The sequence below is a fragment of the Reyranella sp. genome (assembly GCF_030651995.1).
Lineage (GTDB): Bacteria > Pseudomonadota > Alphaproteobacteria > Reyranellales > Reyranellaceae > Reyranella.
Genome location: NZ_JAUSBN010000085.1, coordinates 1 through 16,754, shown reverse-complemented (window position 1 = coordinate 16,754; position 16,754 = coordinate 1). Strand labels below are relative to the sequence as shown.

The following is a 16,754-nucleotide window of genomic DNA, read 5'->3' as shown; positions in this document are numbered from 1 at the left end:
GCCGAATTCGACAGGCTGGCCCGGCGCTATCTCGATCTATGGCAGGCCCAGCTGGCCGGGCTCGCGTCGGATCAGGCGGTGACCGAGCAGATCGCCCGCCTGTTCGCGGCCGCGAATGCCCAAGTCGCTTCGGCCTTGCAGGTTGCCCAGGGAGCGTCCCATGCAGACACGACTAGGTCCCCGTCCGCTGCCGCTCCATCTGGGAACGGCCCTGATGACCTGGGCGAGCTCCGAAAGCGCGTGGAAGCTCTTGAAGCCCGGCTCGCAGAACTCGAGTCCCGCACGCGAACCACCTGAGACGCTGGCAGCACTTCTGCCGGAGATCGGTGCTCTCGAAGAACGGTCGGGCGCAGGGCAGTTCGAGCAGGCGCTGCAGCGCGAGATACGCCGGCGCATGGCGCGACTGGCCGATGGCGTCCTCGCCTATCAACGTCACGACGTCCACCGCACGCTCGCCGATCCGCCCGCCGTCTGGCGCGAGGGCAACACGCGCCTGCTCGACTATGGCGCCACAAATCGCGGGGCACGCAAGCGCGGAACGCGCGCCGTGCTCGTCGTGCCCTCGCTCATAAACCGCTGGGAAGTGCTCGACCTCACGGAAGAGAAGAGCCTGTTGCGCGCCATGGCGGCGCAGGGGTTGCGACCCTATCTCGTCGATTGGGGGACGCCCGACGACGAGGAACGCCGCTTCGATACGACCGCCTATGTGGCGCGACTGGAGCGGGCGCTGGGCTTCGTGGCCAAGCGGGCTCGGCGGGCGCCGGCGGTCCTGGGCTATTGCATGGGCGGCACGCTCACGGTTGCGCTGGCTGCGCGCAAGCCGCGCCGTGTCGCCGGTCTCGCCCTGATGGCGGCGCCGTGGGATTTCCATGCCGACCGCACCGGTCATGCTTTCCTGCTGTCGACAGGGCCGCTGCTGGCGCAGCTCGCCGATCGCGTCGGCGAGCTGCCGGTCGACATCCTGCAGACCCTGTTCTGGTCGCTCGATCCATGGCTCTCGGTGAAGAAGTTTGGCCGCTTCCTCGGGATGGACCAGCAGGGGGAGCATGCGAAGGAGTTCGTGCTGCTCGAGGACTGGCTGAACGGCGGCGCACCGCTCGCCGGTCCGACGGCGCGCGAATGCCTCGTCGACTGGTACGGCGACAATACGCCGGGCCGCAACAAGTGGGTCGTCGGCGGACGGCGCATCGTCCCCTCGAAGATCAAGGTGCCGTCGCTGGTCATGATCCCTTCGGGCGACCGCATCGTGCCGCCGCTGTCGGCGGCTGCGCTGGCTGACCCGAAGAAGGGCCTGAAGAAGGCCAGGCGGATCGACGTGCCGCTCGGCCATATCGGCATGGTGGTGAGCGGCCGTGCCCGTGAGCTGTGCTGGACGCCGCTGATCGATTGGATCTCCGCTCTTCCTGTCCGGCGGTCCCGTGTCGTCACCGGCTAGGTCCTTCGACGGACGCGTGCCGGCGATCTGGTTGGCGCTGCTGACGGTCTCCGTCTTCGCCCACGCCCATGTCGAGATGGCGAACGAGGCCGCGCGCGGCATTCCGATGACCTACGGCACCGCCCTGGCGATCCAGGTTTCCAGCCACCTGGTCGTCGCGGCCCTGCTGCCCGCGATCTACTGGCTGCACCGGCGCTGGCCGATCCCCGACCATCGGCGCAATCTCCTGATCCACGTCGCGGCGGTGGTGCCGTTCAGCATCGCCCATACGCTGGGCATGGCGGCGCTCAGGTTCCTGTGGTTCGGCGGCATCGTCGGCGAACCGCACAGCTTTCCGCTCACGCTCGACCGGCTGGTCTACGAGTTTGCCAAGGACATCATCGCCTACGCCCTGTTGAGCGCCGGCGCGGTGGCGCTGCGCCATTACCTGGCGCGGCCGGCTCCAGCGGTGGCCGCCGAGCCAGCCGTGGTGTCGGAGCCGCCGGCCGAACCGTTGCCCGAGCGCTTCGCCGTGCGCCGCAAGGGCCGGGAGATCATGGTCGAGGTCGCCGACATCGACTGGATCGAGGCCTCGGGCAATTACGCCGTGCTGCATGTCGGCGACGAGACCTTCGAGATCCGTTCCTCGCTCACGAAGCTGGAAGGCGAGCTCGATCCGAAACGGTTCGTGCGCGTGCACAAATCACATCTGGTCAACATCGCCCGGGTCGTCGAGGTGACCCCCTGGGTGAGCGGCGACTGGCGCATCCGCCTGCAGGGCGGCGCCGAAGTGAACCTGAGCCGGCGCTATCGCCAGCGTTTCGAGGCCCTGGCGCCCGTCCGGGCCTGACCGGACGTCCCCGGATGTCCCCGAGCGCCTGCCGGTCGTCCCACCGGACGCGCCGGTCGTCACAAAACGACCCGGACTCAACGGCTTGCAGAGTAGGTCGAGGGCATCCATCCCACGGAACCTCGCCATGCACCCTGCAGCCTTTGCCTCCCGCCGCGCCGATCTCGACTGGCTCCGCGTCCTCGCCTTCGGCCTTCTGATCTTCTACCACGCCGGCATGGCCTGGTCGGGCTGGAGCTGGCACGTCACCAGTCCCGACAGCCTGGAGGGGCTGCGGGAGGCCATGCGGTTCCTGAACCGCTGGCGCATGCCGCTGATCTTCGTGGTCTCGGGTGCGGCGATCATGCTGGCGCTGGGGGATCGGACGCCTCAAGCCTTCGTCCGCGACCGGCTGAAGCGCCTGGCGTTGCCGCTGGCCTTCGGCATGGTCGTGATCGTGCCGCCGCAGGTCTATCTGGAGCGGCTGTACAGTGGCCAGTTCACCGGCTCGTTCCTGCAATGGCTGCCGCACGCCTTCGACGGCATCTACCCGCAGGGGAACCTGAGCTGGCATCACCTCTGGTTCGTGGCCTACGTCCTCGCACTGACCCTGGCGCTGCTGCCGGTCTTCCTGTGGGCGCGGTCGGCATCGGGCCGTGCCACCGTCGCAAGGGCCGGCTGGATCGCGGCCCACTTCGGCCTGCAGTGGCTGATGGCCCTGCCGCTCGCCGCCTCGACCCTGTGGCTGACGCCGATCTCCTGGAACATCAACGGGCTGGTCGGGGACTGGAACGGCCTCGTCTCCTATGGCGCGCTGCTGCTCTACGGCGCCTTCGTCTTCGGATCGTCCGACCTTCTGAAGGCGTTGCAGCGCCAGCGCTTCTTCTCGCTGGCCGTCGGACTCATCGCCTATGCGTTCCTCCATGTCGGATTCTTCGCGGGCACCGTCCGGGCGACCATTCCGCCGGAGATACGGCCGGTCTTCGCGCTGTTGTCGGCGGTCAACGTCATGGCGTGGCTGTTCGCCATCATCGGCTTCGCGCACCGCCACCTGACCCGGCGGCCGGCCTTCCTGGCCGAGGCGACCGAGGCCGTTTATCCCTTCTACCTGCTGCACCAGACCGTCACCGTGATCGCAGTCTACTGGCTGCTGAAACTCGACGTGCCGCCGCTCGCGGGATTCTTCGCGGCGGTCCTGCTCACCTTCCTTGGAAACGCGCTGCTCTACGTCGGCCTTGTCAGGCCGGTCGGGTTCCTGCGGCCGTTGTTCGGCATGAGAGGCGCGGGAGCAACGTCGGCCCGGGCGATTGAAACCGGAGCCGCGCCCAGGAGGGGTTGACGATGTCTACCATGTGGGATTAGGAAGAGTAGACGGCGTCAACTAACCGTCTTCCAAGGCCGGGCCGTTTCCTTTCACGCGACGAGGTGGTTCATGCTCTCCCGCAACCTTTCCCAGTTTTCCCTGATTGCCGTGGCATTGTTCGTGGGCACGCCCAGCGATGCGCGCGCGGCCGATATCGTGATCAATGTCTCGGGCATCAGCGAAGCCCGCGGCTCGATCGGGTGCGCGCTGTTTCCCGACGGTCGCGGCTTTCCCATGGACAATTCGGGCGCCACGGCTCTCTGGCTTCCTGCCGATCCGAAGGGCGTGAGCTGCCGATATGCCAACCTGCCCGACGGCACCTACGCCGTTTCGGTCTCGCACGATCTCAACGGCAACCGTCGGACCGACACCAATTTCCTGGGCATCCCCACGGAAGCCTGGGGCGTTTCCAACAACGCGCGACCGACGATGCGCGCCCCGCGCTTCGATGAAGCGGCGTTCAAGGTCGTCGGCGGACAATCCGTGACGATCGACGTCAGGCTGGCCAAGTGACGCGCGGCTACGTGCGCATCCGCCGAGCTGGCGCCTGTCGGGTTGCCACGCCGGGGACGAGCCCGGATATTGGGCCATGTCGTGCGTGGAGTGACGAGTCACCGGGATGGCCAAAAAGACGGACGCAAGGGCGAGACCGCGGAAACGTCCGGCGGACTTGCGTGAGGCCTGTGTCGAGGAAGCCTTGGCCATCGTTGGCGAATCAGGCCTCGAAGCGCTCAGCCTGAGGGAAGTCGCCCGCCGGCTGCACGTCTCCCATCAGGCGCCCTACAAGCATTTCGCCAGCCGCGACCATATTCTGGCCGAGGTCGTGGGTCGGGCCTTTGCCGGCTTCGCCCGACATCTCGATGCCAGACCGCGCAGTGCGGACCCGATGGAGGATCTTGCGCAGCTGGGACTCGCCTATCTCGGCTTTGCGCGCACCCATCCGCTGCACTACCGGCTGATGTTCGGCACGCCGCTCCCCGATCCCGGGCGGCATCCCGAAATGATGAAGCAGGCGAGGCACGCCTTCGCGATCCTCCTCGACGGCGTTGCGCGCCTGCATGGCCGGCCGGCGGACACGCTCTCGGAGCTCGACGCCCTCTTCGTCTGGGCATCGATGCATGGCCTGGCCGGCATTCTGCAGTCGCACGCCCTGCAGACCCTCGATCTCGAGGACAGCGTCCTCGGCGCCGCCATTCCTCACGCCCTGCTCAAGATCCGGTTCGCCCTGGACGGTGACGAGCGTGCGAAGCAGGCCCCGCCGCGCAGGTAGGCCGCGGTCCTTGCCCCGGTGGGCGACGGGCCGTAAAAATGATTCCAAGGGCGGCCTGCCAAGGAGGATTTCATGACGGATATCGTTATTGCGAGCGCAGCGCGCACGCCAATCGGCTCGTTCAACGGTGCGTTCGGCGCCGTGCCGGCGCACGATCTCGGCAAGGTCGCCATCAAGGGTGCGCTCGAGCGCGCCAACGTGAAGCCCGAGGAAGTCGACGAAGTCATCATGGGTCAGATCCTGACCGGCGGTCAGGGCCAGAACCCGGCGCGCCAGGCGGCCGTCAATTCCGGCATCCCGGTCGAGAAGACCGCGCTCGGCATCAACCAGCTCTGCGGCTCCGGCCTGCGCGCCGTCGCCTTCGGCTGGCAGGCGATCCGCAACGGCGACGCCAGCATCATGGTGGTCGGCGGCCAGGAGAGCATGAGCCAGGCGCCGCATGCCGCCCATATGCGCGACGGCACCAAGATGGGCGAGTTCAAGATGCTCGACACCATGCTGAAGGACGGGCTGTGGGACGCCTTCCACGGCTATCACATGGGCAACACCGCCGAGAACGTCGCGCAGAAGTTCCAGATTACGCGCGCCGAGCAGGACGCGTTCGCCGTGTCGTCGCAGAACAAGGCCGAGGCGGCGCAGAAGTCCGGCCGCTTCAAGGATGAGATCGTCCCGGTGACGGTGAAGACGCGCAAGGGTGAGGTCGTCGTCGATACCGACGAGTTCCCGCGTCATGGCACGACGATCGAGGCGCTGGGCAAGCTGCGTCCGGCCTTCACCAAGGAAGGCGGCTCGGTCACCGCCGGCAACGCCTCGGGCATCAACGACGGTGCCGCGGCACTGGTGCTGATGAGCGCCGACGAAGCCAAGAAGCGCGGCATCACCCCGCTGGCGAAGATCGTGTCCTGGGCGACCACGGGCGTCGATCCGTCGATCATGGGCATCGGTCCGGTCACCGCCTCGCAGGCCGCGCTCAAGAAGGCCGGCTGGACGGTCAAGGATCTCGACCTTGTCGAAGCCAACGAGGCGTTCGCCGCCCAGGCGGTGGCCGTCGGCAAGCAGCTCGGCCTCGACGAGACCAAGCTCAACGTCAATGGCGGCGCGATCGCGCTCGGCCATCCGATCGGCGCCTCGGGCGCCCGCGTGCTGACGACGCTGCTCTATGAAATGCAGAAGCGCGACGCCAAGAAGGGCCTCGCCACCCTGTGCATCGGCGGCGGCATGGGCATCGCCATGTGCGTCCAGCGCGACTGATTTTCCAGTCGACGCTTCAGAATTCAAGACGCCCGAAGGATCGCTCCTTCGGGCGTTTTCATTGCGACAACCTCATGCTGAGGAGGCCCGAAGGGCCGTCTCGAAGCATGGGCTACACATGCCACGCCTGTTGCCCATCCTTCGAGACGCGCGCCCACTGCGCGCTCCTCAGGATGAGGTCGTGCAGTGAACCTGAGGCGGCGGGAATCCTAGGGGTTGTAATAGGTGCCGACCTGCGTGCCGGCGCGGACGAGGCGTCGCCCGTCCTCCTGCGAAAGCCAGGTGAGCTCGGCGTCGTTGGTTCCCTTGGGCTGCGCCAGCAGGAATCGAGTCTCGCCCGGCACGACGGTGATGATCACCTCGGTGCTCTCGCTGCTGCCGAAGGCGCGCAGGTCGTAGGGATTGGGCGGCAGGTCCAGGCGCATCCAGGTCGAGCCCGTCAGCCCGCCGACGGGATGGCGGCTCATGGAGATGAGGATGCTCGGCGCATCCGGCGGGGCGGTGTCGCGCACGATGTAGAGCGCGGCCATGCCGTCCTTCGCAACGGGGAAAGAGTTCGTGCCATAGGCCTGGTACCAGGGCGAAGACGAGTTCTGGCAAGCGGACAGGAAAAGCGCCAGCAACGCGGCGCCTAGAAACTTCATCATGCAACGACCTCCGGCGGCAAAGTCCGACGGACCGGCCTGCGGGTCAAGCCTCAGCCTGTCGCTGGGGCCGGCAGGACGCGCAGGCGCGCCAGCGGTGACAGGACGATGACGAGGGTCGACAGCGCGAACGCCGCGGCGATCATCAGGAGCGCGGCGCCCAGGCCGGCCTGTGCCGCCACCAGACCGCCGGCCAGGGCGCCCAGGGGACGGACGCCGTAGATCGCGGTCTGGACCGTGGCGTTGACCCGGCCCATCAGGGCTGAGGGCGTCACGAGCTGCCGGACCGTCGTCTGGCAGATCAGCCACAGCATCGGCCCGAAGCCCACCAGGAAGTAGCCGGCGGCCGCAAGGGCGAAGCCGTTGCCCGAGGGGGCCGCCAGGAACAGGACGGCGGCGAGGACCGACACGGCCGGTCCGAAGATCAGGGTCACGAACGGCGGCAGTCGGCGGGCGCAGAGCGGCGCCACCAGCGCGCCCAGGATCAGCCCGGCGCCATAGGTCGATTGCGCGAGGCCCATATGCGCCGGGTCGAGCCCGAGCGGCCCCAGCGCCAGTGGCGCCCAGATGGCAAGCAGCGCGAAGAAGGCGAAGTTCCAGAAGATCGCGCAGAGGCTGATGCCGCGCAGCAGCTCGTTGCGGACGACGAAGACGGCGCCGATCCGGATGGCACTGGCGAGGGTTGGACGCGCGGCCCCCGTCGTCGGGGCGGTGCCTTCCGGCAACGCGCGCACGCAGACCAGCGCCAGGGCTGCCCCCAAGGCTGCGAGCGCATAGCCCCAGGTCGGCGACAGATGCTGGGCGAGCAGGCCGGCCACGAACGGAGCGGCGAGACTGACGACGGCACGCGCCAGTTCGAGACGCGCGTTGGAGCGGGACAGGTCGCCGGGCGCCACGAGGCTCGGCAGCAGCGAGACCGACGTCAGAACGTAGACGACGGTGCCCGACGCGCCGGCGATGGCGGCGAGGCCCAGCAGGAGAACCTGACCGGTGGCCGCTGCCGCAACCGCGACGATCGAGGCGGTGAGACCGAGCGCCAGCGCGACGATCAGCATGCGGCGGCGCGGCATGCGGTCGATCCAGGTGCCTGCCGGCAGGGAGACCAGCAGCCAGGCGGCGCTCTGCGCGGCGACGAGCAGGCCGAGCAGGTCCGGACCGGCACCCAGGACGAGGGTTGCGGTCAGGGGCAGGGTGGCGAGCGCCATCTGGTCGGCGGCGTGGGTGCCGGCGGCGGCGCCGAGCAATGCGGTGAAGGGCTTCATGGTGCCGCTTCTAGAGCGGCGACGCCGACAGCCTCTATCCGGTGGCGTCGCTCAATTCGATCCGGGAGGCGACATCAATCTGACGCTTGCCTGCGATGGGGGAGAACCGGCTAGACTGCAGGGGCGAATCTCCAGGGGAGGGAAAAATGGCCGGACGGGTAGCAGTCGTGACGGGCGGAACGCGTGGCATCGGTGCCGCCATCTCCCGGATGTTGAAGGACAAGGGCTACAAGGTCGCCGCGACCTACGCCGGCAACGACGAGGCCGCCAACAAGTTCAAGGCCGAGCATGGCATCAGTGTCTACAAGTTCGACGTCGGCAATTTCGATGCCTGCCAGAAGGCCGTCGCCGAGATCGAGAAGGATCTCGGGCCCGTCGAGATCCTGGTCAACAATGCCGGCATCACCCGCGATTCCACGATGCGCCGCCTCACGCGCGACATGTGGGAGGCCGTCATCGACACCAACCTCGGCTCCTGTTTCAACATGAGCAAGGCGGTGTGGGACGGCATGAACGCCCGCGGCTTCGGCCGCATCGTCAACATCGGCTCGATCAACGGCCAGGGCGGCCAGTACGGCCAGGTGAACTATGCGGCCGCGAAGTCGGGCATCCACGGCTTCACCAAGGCGCTGGCCCAGGAAGGCGCGCCGAAGGGCATCACCGTGAATGCCATCGCGCCGGGCTACACCGATACCGACATGGTGTCGGCGGTGCCGGCCAACGTGCTGGAGAAGATCGTGGCCAAGATTCCGGTCGGCCGGCTGGGCAAGGCCGAGGAGATCGGCCGCGGCGTGATGTTCCTGATCGCCGACGATGCCGGCTTCATCACCGGCTCGACCCTGTCGATCAACGGCGGCCAGCATATGTACTGACCAATTAGCCTGAAAAAGCCAAGATGGGGGCCGGCACATTGCCGGCCCTTTTCATTCCGGGAGCAATCACGCATGGCCAAGCTGACCGAGTACGAGGACATGAACCCGCGGGCCAAGGCCGTCGTCGAGGGCATCGCCAAGGCGCGGGGCATCGATCCGGCGGGCATCAACAACGTGTGGAAGGCGTTGGCCCGTCATCCCGACACGATGGAACGCTTCGCCGCCGAGATGAAGGCGGTGATGGCGCCGGGCGCACTCGACGGACTCACCAAGGAGCTGATCTATCTTGCCGTGTCGGTCGCCAACCAGTGCGACTACTGCATCAACTCGCATGGCTACCTGGCGCGCCAGAAGGGCATGACCGAGGAGATGTTCGACGAGTTCATGGCGGTCGTGCTGGCCGCGCAGAAGGGCAACAAGATCGCGACGGGCTATCGTGTGCCGATCGACGAGGCCTTCGAGGAGAAGTGACGTGAGCGACGCCAAGTCCACCGTGTGGGATGCCAACCTCTACCTGAAGTTCGCCGATCATCGCACGCGGCCGGCGCTCGACCTGATGGGGCGTCTCGATCCGGCGAACGGCGCGCGGCCGGGACATGCGGTCTACGATCTGGGCTGCGGCGCGGGCAACATCTCGCGCATCCTTGCCGAGCGGTTTCCCGAGGCGCCCGTCATCGGCATCGATTCGTCGGAGGAGATGCTTGCCAAGGCGCGCAGCCAGACGGTCGATGCGCGCATCACCTTCGCCAGGGGCGACCTCGCGCAGTTCGAGCCGACCCTGCCGCCCGGCATTCTCTACAGCAACGCCGCCTATCACTGGCTCGAGGGACACATCGACATGTTTCCCGGGTTGCTGAAGCTGCTGCCATCGGGCGGTCAGCTCGCGATCCAGATGCCGCGCAACCACGAGGCGCCCTCGCATGCCTCTATGCATGAAGCCGCACAGGCCGGTCCGTGGCGCGACAGGCTCACCAAGGTGCGCCCGATCGCCCGCGTCGAGGAGCCCGGGCGCTACTACGATGTGCTGAAGCCGCTCTGTTCGGACCTCGAGGTCTGGGAGACGATCTACCAGCAGCCGCTCACCGGCAAGGATCCGGTGGCGCAGTTCACCTCGTCGACCGGGCTGCGGCCCTATCTGGAACTGCTGCAGGAGCCGGAGCGGACGGCGTTCTACGAGACCTATGCCGCGCTGGTCGCCAAGGCCTATCCGACGCGTCCCGACGGCATCACGCTGTTTCCCTTCCGCCGCCTCTTCATCGTGGCGCGCCGCGCATGATCGTGCGTCGCCTGCTCGGGGTCGCGCTGCTGCTGGTCGCGGCCTGTCGCGTGTCTTCCGTGCAGGCGGCACCGCCGTCGATGGTGGCGGCGGCGCATCCGATGGCCGTCGAGGCCGGGCTGGAGATGCTTCGACGCGGCGGCACCGCCGTCGATGCGGCGATTGCCGTGCAGATGATGCTGGGTGTCGTCGAGCCGCATGCGTCGGGCATCGGCGGTGGCGGCTTCCTGCTGCACTATGACGGCACCGGTCACGCCATCACCGTCTACGACGGGCGCGAGACGGCGCCGGCCGGCGCAAGTCCGACCATGTTCCTTTCGGCCGACGGCAAGCCCCTCGGGTACCGCGAAGCCGTGGCCTCGGGCATCTCGGTCGGCGTTCCCGGCCTCCTGGCCATGCTGGAACTCGCGCACAGGGAGAAGGGCAAGCTTGCCTGGAGCGAGTTGTTCGGCCCGGCGATCGCCACCGCCCGCGACGGCTTCCCGGTCTCGTCGCGTCTCGCCGCGTGGCTGCAGAGGATTCCGGCGCTGCGTGAGGAGCAGGCGATCCGCGAGACCTACTTCAACGTTGACGGGTCGCCGCGCAAGCCGGGCGAGCGCATCTCCAATCCGGCGCTTGCCGAGACGATGGGTCTGATCGCGCGGCAGGGCGCGCGCGTGATGTACGAAGGTCCGGTCGCGGCGGAGATGATCGAGCGCGTGCGCAGCCATCCCCGGCCCGGCACGCTCTCCGCCGCCGATCTCGCCGACTACCGACCGATCAAGCGCGAGCCCGTGTGCGGGGCCTATCGCGTCTGGGTCGTTTGCGGGATGCCGCCTCCCTCCTCCGGCGGAATCGCGATCCTGCAGGTGCTGGGCCTGATCCAGCCGTTCGACCTCCAGCGCGATCCTCCCAACGACCTTCGCGCCGTCCACCTGATCGCCGAGGCGAGCCGGCTCGCCTTCGCCGATCGCGACCGTTACGTCGCCGATCCCGCCTTCGTGGACGTGCCGGTGGCAGGGTTGCTGTCGCCTGATTATCTCGCGGAGCGTCGCAAGCTGATGTCGCCGGATCGCAGCATGGGCCGGGTCGGTCCCGGCGTGCCCCCCGGCTATGTCGAGCGCGGCACCAGCCATGTGAGCATCGTCGATCGCTGGGGTAATGCCGTCAGCTTCACCACCACGATCGAGGCGCCGTTCGGCGCCCACATGATGGTGCGCGGCTTCCTCCTGAACAACGAGCTCACCGACTTCGCGCCCCGTCCCGAACTCGACGGCAAGCCCGTGGCCAACCGCGTGCAGCCCGGCAAGCGACCGCGCTCGTCCATGTCGCCGACCTTCGTGCTCGACCGGAACGGCAGGCTCGTCGCGGCGTTGGGCTCGGCGGGCGGGGCCAGGATCATCGGCGACACGCTGCAGACGCTGATCGGCCTGCTGGACTGGGACCTGTCCGCGCAGGCTGCGGTCGACCTGCCGCGGGTGACCAATCTGAACGGCGCGACCGAGCTGGAGGAGGGGACGCCGATCGCCGACCACGCGGCCGCCTTGCGCGCGCTGGGCCATGAAGTACAAGTCCGCCGGCATGAAGGCGGCCTGACCGCCCTCCGGCGCAGTGGCGACGGATGGGAGGGCGGCGCCGATCCGCGGCGCGATGGCGTCGCCCGAGGAGAATAGAAGTGGCCCTGAAGAAGCTCCCCACCGTCATCCTGCGCGCCGGCGAGGATCGCCGTGTCCGTGCCGGCCATCCCTGGGCCTTCTCCAACGAGATCCTGATGGACGCCGACGCCAAGGCGATTCCGGTCGGCAGCCTCGCGACCCTGCGCGCGCCGGGCGGCGAGGCGCTGGCGCTGGTCACCTTCAATCCGCATTCGCTGATCGCGGCGCGCGTTCTCAGCACGAACCCTGAAGCGCACGTCGATGCCCTGTTCATCGGCCGTCGCCTGACCCAGGCGGCGGCGCTGCGCGACCGGCTGGTCGGCGTACCCTATTACCGGTTGATCCATGCCGAGGCCGACGGCCTGCCGGGGGTGATCATCGACCGCTTCGGCGATGCCTTCGTGGTGCAGGTCAATACCGCCGGCATGGATGCGCTGACGCCGATCCTGCTGGAGGCGCTGGAAGCCGAATTCTCGCCGACGACCATCATCCTCAAGAACGATTCGCCGGTGCGCGAGCTCGAAGGGCTGACGCGCGAGGTGGTCGTGGCCAAGGGCCAGGCCGGCAGCATCGAGCTGATCGAGAACGATGCGCGCTTCGTGGCCGATCTGTCCGAGGGCCAGAAGACCGGCTGGTTCTACGACCAGCGCGACAACCGGCGTTTCATGGCGGGCCTCGCGAAGGACGCCCGAGTCCTCGACGCCTATTGCTATAGCGGCGGCTTCGGTGTCCTGGCGGCGACGCGCGGGGCGACGTCCGTGGTCTGCCTCGATCGTTCGCAGCCCGCCCTCAATGCGGCCCAGAAGGCGGCGGCCCTGAACGGCGTCGAACAGATCGTGTCCTTCCGCAAGGGCGAAGTGTTCGAAACCCTGGAGAAGGAGAAGCCGCGCAGCTACGAGGTCGTGATCTGCGATCCGCCGGCCTTCGTGAAGAGCCGCAAGGACCTCAAGACCGGCGCGCAGGGCTATCGCAAGCTGGTGCGTCTGGCGGCGCCGCTGGTCACCAAGGGCGGCTTCTTCTTCGTGGCATCGTGCTCCCACCTCGTCGATCAGCCGCTGTTTGCCGAGCAGGTCCGGCGCGGCCTGCGCGATGCCGAGCGCAGCGGCCGCATCCTGCTGAGCAGCGGCGCGGCGCTGGATCATCCGGTTCATCCGAACCTGCCGGAGACGGCCTATCTGAAAGCCATGCTGCTGCAACTGGACTGACCATGTGAGTTGGGGGGAGAGGGGAATGTCGAGAATCACAAAGGGCCGCCGTTGGCTCCTGCTTGTCGCTGCAACGGTCTGTCTCGCCGGAACGGGCTGTTCCATTCCGGAACGCGGAGAGGCGGTGCCGCGCGTCGACACAGTGCGCGCGATGCCGCTCGGCATTCCCAATGCGCGCTTCTACGCCGATGGCGATCCCAGGCTGATGGTCGAGGAGGGGATGCAATCGGGCGTGCGCGAAGCGGCCGCCCTGCGCGCCGAGGGGAAGATGCCGACGCGACCGCCGCCGGCCTATTTCCTCGCCGTGTCCGGGGGCGGTGACAACGGGGCTTTCGGCGCCGGAATCATGAACGGCTGGACGGCCGTCGGGACGCGCCCGACGTTCAAGATGGTCACCGGCGTCAGCACCGGCGCACTCATCGCGCCCTTCGCCTTCCTGGGTTCGGACTACGATGCGCAGTTGCGCGAAGTCTACACGACCATGACGCCGGACAAGGTGTTCCGCATGCGCGGCCTCACGGCGGCCCTGTTCGACGACGCCATGGCCGATACGGGGCCGCTCGCCCAGATCATCGCGACGTATGCCGACCAGAAGATGTTCGACGCGATCGCCGCTGAATACAACAAGGGCCGGCTGCTGATGATCGGCACGACCGACCTCGATGCCCAGCGGCCGGTGATCTGGAACATCGGTGCCATCGCCGCCAGCGGCCACCCCGGCGCACTCGACCTCTTCCGCAAGATCCTGCGGGCCTCGGCGGCCATTCCCGGCGCCTTCCAGCCGGTGTTGATCGACGTCGAGCTCGACGGCAAGAAATACCAGGAGCTGCATGTCGACGGCGGCGCCATCGCCCAGCTCTTCCTCTATCCGCCGTCCATCGACATGTCCGCCAGCAACATCAAGCGCGAGCGCCGGGCCTATATCATCCGCAATGCCCGCCTCGACCCGGACTATGCGATGGCCGAGCGGCGGACCATCACCATCGCCGGTCGCGCGATCGCGACGATGCTGGCGGCCAGCGGCGTCAACGACGTGCTCCGGACCTACTTCGTCTCGCAACGCGACAAGGTCGACTACAACCTCACCTACATCGGGCGGGACTTCAATTTCCCCAAGAAGGGCGAATTCGACCAGGCCTACATGAACGCGCTCTACGAATACGGCGTGCGGGAGATCGTGGAGGGCCGCGCCTGGCACAAGGCGCCGCCCGGACTGGGCTCGTCGACCAGCGTTCCGACGCGTTAAACTCTGCGGGTGGCTGGCACGACTCGTGCCTGCATCCCTCGGAATGATGGAGAGATCCCGTGGACAAGAACACGATTGAGGTGCTGGCGCACCGGGCCGGCCTCGCCAAGGCGCTGGCAGAGTTTCCGGACGACGTGGCGATCTCGGCCAGACAGGCAGCCGACGTGGCGCAGAAGATCAAGCGCCCCGCCGATCCGGCGGCCGAGCCCTGGCCCCCCATGAAGGCGGGGACGACGCTATGAGCGACCTGCACTGGATGACGGTGGGAGCGGCCGCCCGCGCGATCGCCGCGAAGGAACTCTCGCCCGTCGATCTGACCAAGGCGCTGCTCGATCGTATCGAGCAACTCGATCCCAAGCTCAACGCCTTCATCCGCGTCGATGGCGAGGCCGCGATGGCCGCCGCTCTCGCCGCCGAAACGGAGGCGCAATCGGGCCGGCTGCGCGGGCCGCTGCACGGCGTGCCGGTCGGCATCAAGGACATCATCGATGTCGCGGGCCTGCCGACGACCTGCCATTCGAAGGTCCGGCAGGACAACATGGCGACCGCCGACGCGGTCTGCGTCGAGAAGCTGCGCGGTGCCGGCGCCATCGTGCTGGGCAAGCTCTCCACGCACGAATTCGCCATCGGCGGGCCGAGCTTCGATCTTCCCTGGCCGCCGGCGCGCAATCCCTGGAACACCGATCATCATCCCGGCGGCTCCTCGTCCGGCTCCGGCTCCGGCGTGGCGGCCGGCCTGTTCCCGATGGCGCTGGGCACGGATACCGGCGGCAGCGTGCGCAACCCGGCGAGCTGCTGCGGCATCGTCGGCCTGAAGCCGACCTATGGCCTGGTCTCTCGCCGCGGCGTCTTCCCGCTCTCCTTCACGCTCGACCATGTCGGGCCGATGACCCGCACCGTCGCCGACAATGCCCTGATGCTGGAAGCCATCGCCGGCCATGATCCGCGCGATCCCGGCAGCGCCGCGGCAGCGCAAGGCCACTATGGCCAGGCGCTCGACCGCGGCATCCGCGGACTGCGCGTGGGCTTCGTGCGGCATTTCCACGAGATCGACACGCCGGCCGATCCCGAGGTCACGGCGGCGCTGGAACATGTCGCGCGCAGCTTGCAGGTCGAGGGCGCCGAGGTGCGCACCATCACCTTGCCGACGCTCGGCGAGTTCGGCGCCGTGAACCGCGTGATCCTGCAAAGCGAGGCCTGGTCGATCCATGGACCGTGGCTCAGCGAGCGACCCGGCGACTACGGGAAGCTGGGCCGTCAGCGCCTGATGGCCGGCGCCTTCATGAGCGCGGGCGACTACATGCTGGCGAGCCGCCGCCGCCTGCAGATGATCGCCGAAGTCGAGGCCGCCTTGCGCGAGGTCGACGTGCTGCTCTGCGCCAGCTCGATGGACCCTGCGTGTCGCATCGAGGATCCCGCCGAGGTCGAGCGCACCTATCCGCGCCAGGCCCGCACGCCGTTCAACGTGACCGGCCATCCGGCGCTCGCCATGATGGCGGGCCTGTCGGTCGGCGGCCTGCCGTTGTCGGTGCAGTTCGTCGGCCGCTACTTCGACGAGGCGACTGTGTTCCAGGTCGCGCGCGCCTGGGAACGCGTAGCCGGGACGGACAAAAAGCACCCCCCGATCATCTGATCGGGGAAACTTTTCGTCGAATTAGTTCTTGTCGTCCGAGCGGGCCTTGCCGGTCCGCCCGGCGGGCGCAACATATCGCCCATGACCCAGAAGAAGCTTCGCCTCGGCGCCTTCATGCGCCCTGTCAGCATCCACACCGCCGCGTGGCGCTATCCCGGCGGCACGCCGGACGCCAACTTCAATCTGAAGGCGCTGGTGCGATATGCCCAGACCTTGGAGCGCGGCAAGTTCGACGCCTTCTTCATGGCCGATCACCTGGCCGTGCTGAACATGCCGATGGACGCGCTCAAGCGCAGCGCCACGGTGACCTCGTTCGATCCGCTGACCCTTCTGCCGGCGCTGGCGATGGCCACGAAGCACCTCGGCCTGATCGCCACCGCCTCGAGCACCTTCGAGCCGGCCTACACGATCGCCCGCCGCTTCGCCTCGCTCGACCATATCAGCGAAGGCCGTGCCGGCTGGAACCTGGTGACGACCTCCAACCCCGATGCCGCGCTGAACTTCGGCCTGGACGACCAGATGCCCCATGCCGAGCGCTACGCCCGCGCCCGGGAGTTCTTCGACGTGGTGACGGGCCTGTGGGACTCGTGGGCCGACGACGCCTTCGTGCGCGACCTCGAAAACGGCATCTACTTCGATCCGGCGCGGCTGCATGTGCTCGATCACAAGGGCAAGTATCTGAAGGTCCGCGGGCCGCTGAACATCGCCCGGCCGGTGCAGGGCTGGCCCGTCATCGTGCAGGCCGGCGCCTCGGATGCCGGCCGCCAGCTCGCCGCCGAGACCGCCGAGATGGTGTTCGCCGCCGGCGGCCCGATCGCCGACGCCCGCGCCTTCTATGCCGACGTGAAGGGCCGG

The 16,754-nt window shown here is 68.0% G+C and carries 17 protein-coding genes; 15 read left to right on the top strand and 2 right to left on the bottom strand.

What is annotated here, in order from left to right:
• Positions 1-160: 160 nt before the first annotated feature.
• From Q7V45_RS25700 to Q7V45_RS25675, 6 genes are all read left to right on the top strand, one after another.
• Positions 161-1,435: an alpha/beta fold hydrolase gene (locus Q7V45_RS25700; protein WP_304857201.1), complete on the top strand. Its 1,275-nt coding sequence runs from the start codon at positions 161-163 to the stop codon at positions 1,433-1,435.
• Complete coding sequence (locus tag Q7V45_RS25695; RefSeq protein ID WP_304857200.1) at positions 1,419-2,264, top strand: LytTR family DNA-binding domain-containing protein; 846 nt, start codon at positions 1,419-1,421, stop codon at positions 2,262-2,264. Before Q7V45_RS25700 ends, Q7V45_RS25695 begins: the two co-directional genes overlap by 17 nt.
• A 127-nt stretch (positions 2,265-2,391) precedes the next feature.
• Positions 2,392-3,582 (top strand): acyltransferase family protein, encoded by a 1,191-nt coding sequence (locus Q7V45_RS25690; protein ID WP_304857199.1) that lies wholly within the window; start codon positions 2,392-2,394, stop codon positions 3,580-3,582.
• 93 nt (positions 3,583-3,675) lie between these two features.
• On the top strand, positions 3,676-4,119 hold the full coding sequence (locus tag Q7V45_RS25685; RefSeq protein ID WP_304857198.1) for a DUF2141 domain-containing protein: 444 nt from the start codon (positions 3,676-3,678) through the stop codon (positions 4,117-4,119).
• 184 nt (positions 4,120-4,303) lie between these two features.
• Positions 4,304-4,876 (top strand): TetR/AcrR family transcriptional regulator, encoded by a 573-nt coding sequence (locus Q7V45_RS25680; protein WP_304857197.1) that lies wholly within the window; start codon positions 4,304-4,306, stop codon positions 4,874-4,876.
• 72 nt (positions 4,877-4,948) lie between these two features.
• On the top strand, positions 4,949-6,127 hold the full coding sequence (locus tag Q7V45_RS25675) for an acetyl-CoA C-acetyltransferase (protein WP_304857196.1): 1,179 nt from the start codon (positions 4,949-4,951) through the stop codon (positions 6,125-6,127).
• Between the two features lie 209 nt (positions 6,128-6,336).
• Here Q7V45_RS25675 and Q7V45_RS25670 read toward each other — a convergent pair whose 3' ends face one another.
• Entirely contained in the window at positions 6,337-6,774 is a 438-nt protein-coding gene (locus Q7V45_RS25670) for a hypothetical protein (RefSeq protein WP_304857195.1), read from the bottom strand.
• Positions 6,775-6,824: 50 nt separating this feature from the next.
• Positions 6,825-8,033, bottom strand: coding sequence for an MFS transporter (locus Q7V45_RS25665; protein ID WP_304857194.1), 1,209 nt, complete (start codon positions 8,031-8,033; stop codon positions 6,825-6,827).
• 146 nt (positions 8,034-8,179) lie between these two features.
• On the opposite strand from Q7V45_RS25665, the gene phbB reads away from it, so the two are divergent.
• The 9 genes from phbB to Q7V45_RS25620 all read left to right on the top strand — a co-directional run.
• The gene (phbB, locus tag Q7V45_RS25660) at positions 8,180-8,905 is read left to right on the top strand and encodes an acetoacetyl-CoA reductase (RefSeq protein WP_304857193.1); all 726 of its coding nucleotides are present in this window, start codon (positions 8,180-8,182) and stop codon (positions 8,903-8,905) included.
• A 72-nt stretch (positions 8,906-8,977) separates the two neighbouring features.
• A complete protein-coding gene (locus tag Q7V45_RS25655) occupies positions 8,978-9,376 on the top strand; it encodes a carboxymuconolactone decarboxylase family protein (protein WP_304857192.1) in 399 nt (132 codons plus the stop codon).
• A 1-nt stretch (position 9,377) separates the two neighbouring features.
• Positions 9,378-10,181 carry a methyltransferase domain-containing protein gene (locus Q7V45_RS25650; RefSeq protein WP_304857191.1) on the top strand — a complete coding sequence of 268 codons (804 nt, stop codon included), beginning with the start codon at positions 9,378-9,380 and terminating at the stop codon, positions 10,179-10,181.
• On the top strand, positions 10,178-11,833 hold the full coding sequence (gene ggt, locus Q7V45_RS25645) for a gamma-glutamyltransferase (RefSeq protein ID WP_304857190.1): 1,656 nt from the start codon (positions 10,178-10,180) through the stop codon (positions 11,831-11,833). Before Q7V45_RS25650 ends, ggt begins: the two co-directional genes overlap by 4 nt.
• A 2-nt stretch (positions 11,834-11,835) precedes the next feature.
• Positions 11,836-13,020 (top strand): class I SAM-dependent rRNA methyltransferase, encoded by a 1,185-nt coding sequence (locus Q7V45_RS25640; RefSeq protein ID WP_304857189.1) that lies wholly within the window; start codon positions 11,836-11,838, stop codon positions 13,018-13,020.
• A 25-nt stretch (positions 13,021-13,045) separates the two neighbouring features.
• Positions 13,046-14,266 (top strand): patatin-like phospholipase family protein, encoded by a 1,221-nt coding sequence (locus tag Q7V45_RS25635; RefSeq protein ID WP_304857188.1) that lies wholly within the window; start codon positions 13,046-13,048, stop codon positions 14,264-14,266.
• 59 nt (positions 14,267-14,325) lie between these two features.
• Entirely contained in the window at positions 14,326-14,508 is a 183-nt protein-coding gene (locus Q7V45_RS25630; protein ID WP_304857187.1) for a hypothetical protein, read from the top strand.
• Positions 14,505-15,899, top strand: coding sequence for an amidase (locus tag Q7V45_RS25625; protein WP_304857186.1), 1,395 nt, complete (start codon positions 14,505-14,507; stop codon positions 15,897-15,899). Before Q7V45_RS25630 ends, Q7V45_RS25625 begins: the two co-directional genes overlap by 4 nt.
• An 81-nt stretch (positions 15,900-15,980) precedes the next feature.
• On the top strand, positions 15,981-16,754 hold a 774-nt coding region (locus Q7V45_RS25620; protein WP_304857185.1), incomplete at its 3' end, for an NtaA/DmoA family FMN-dependent monooxygenase.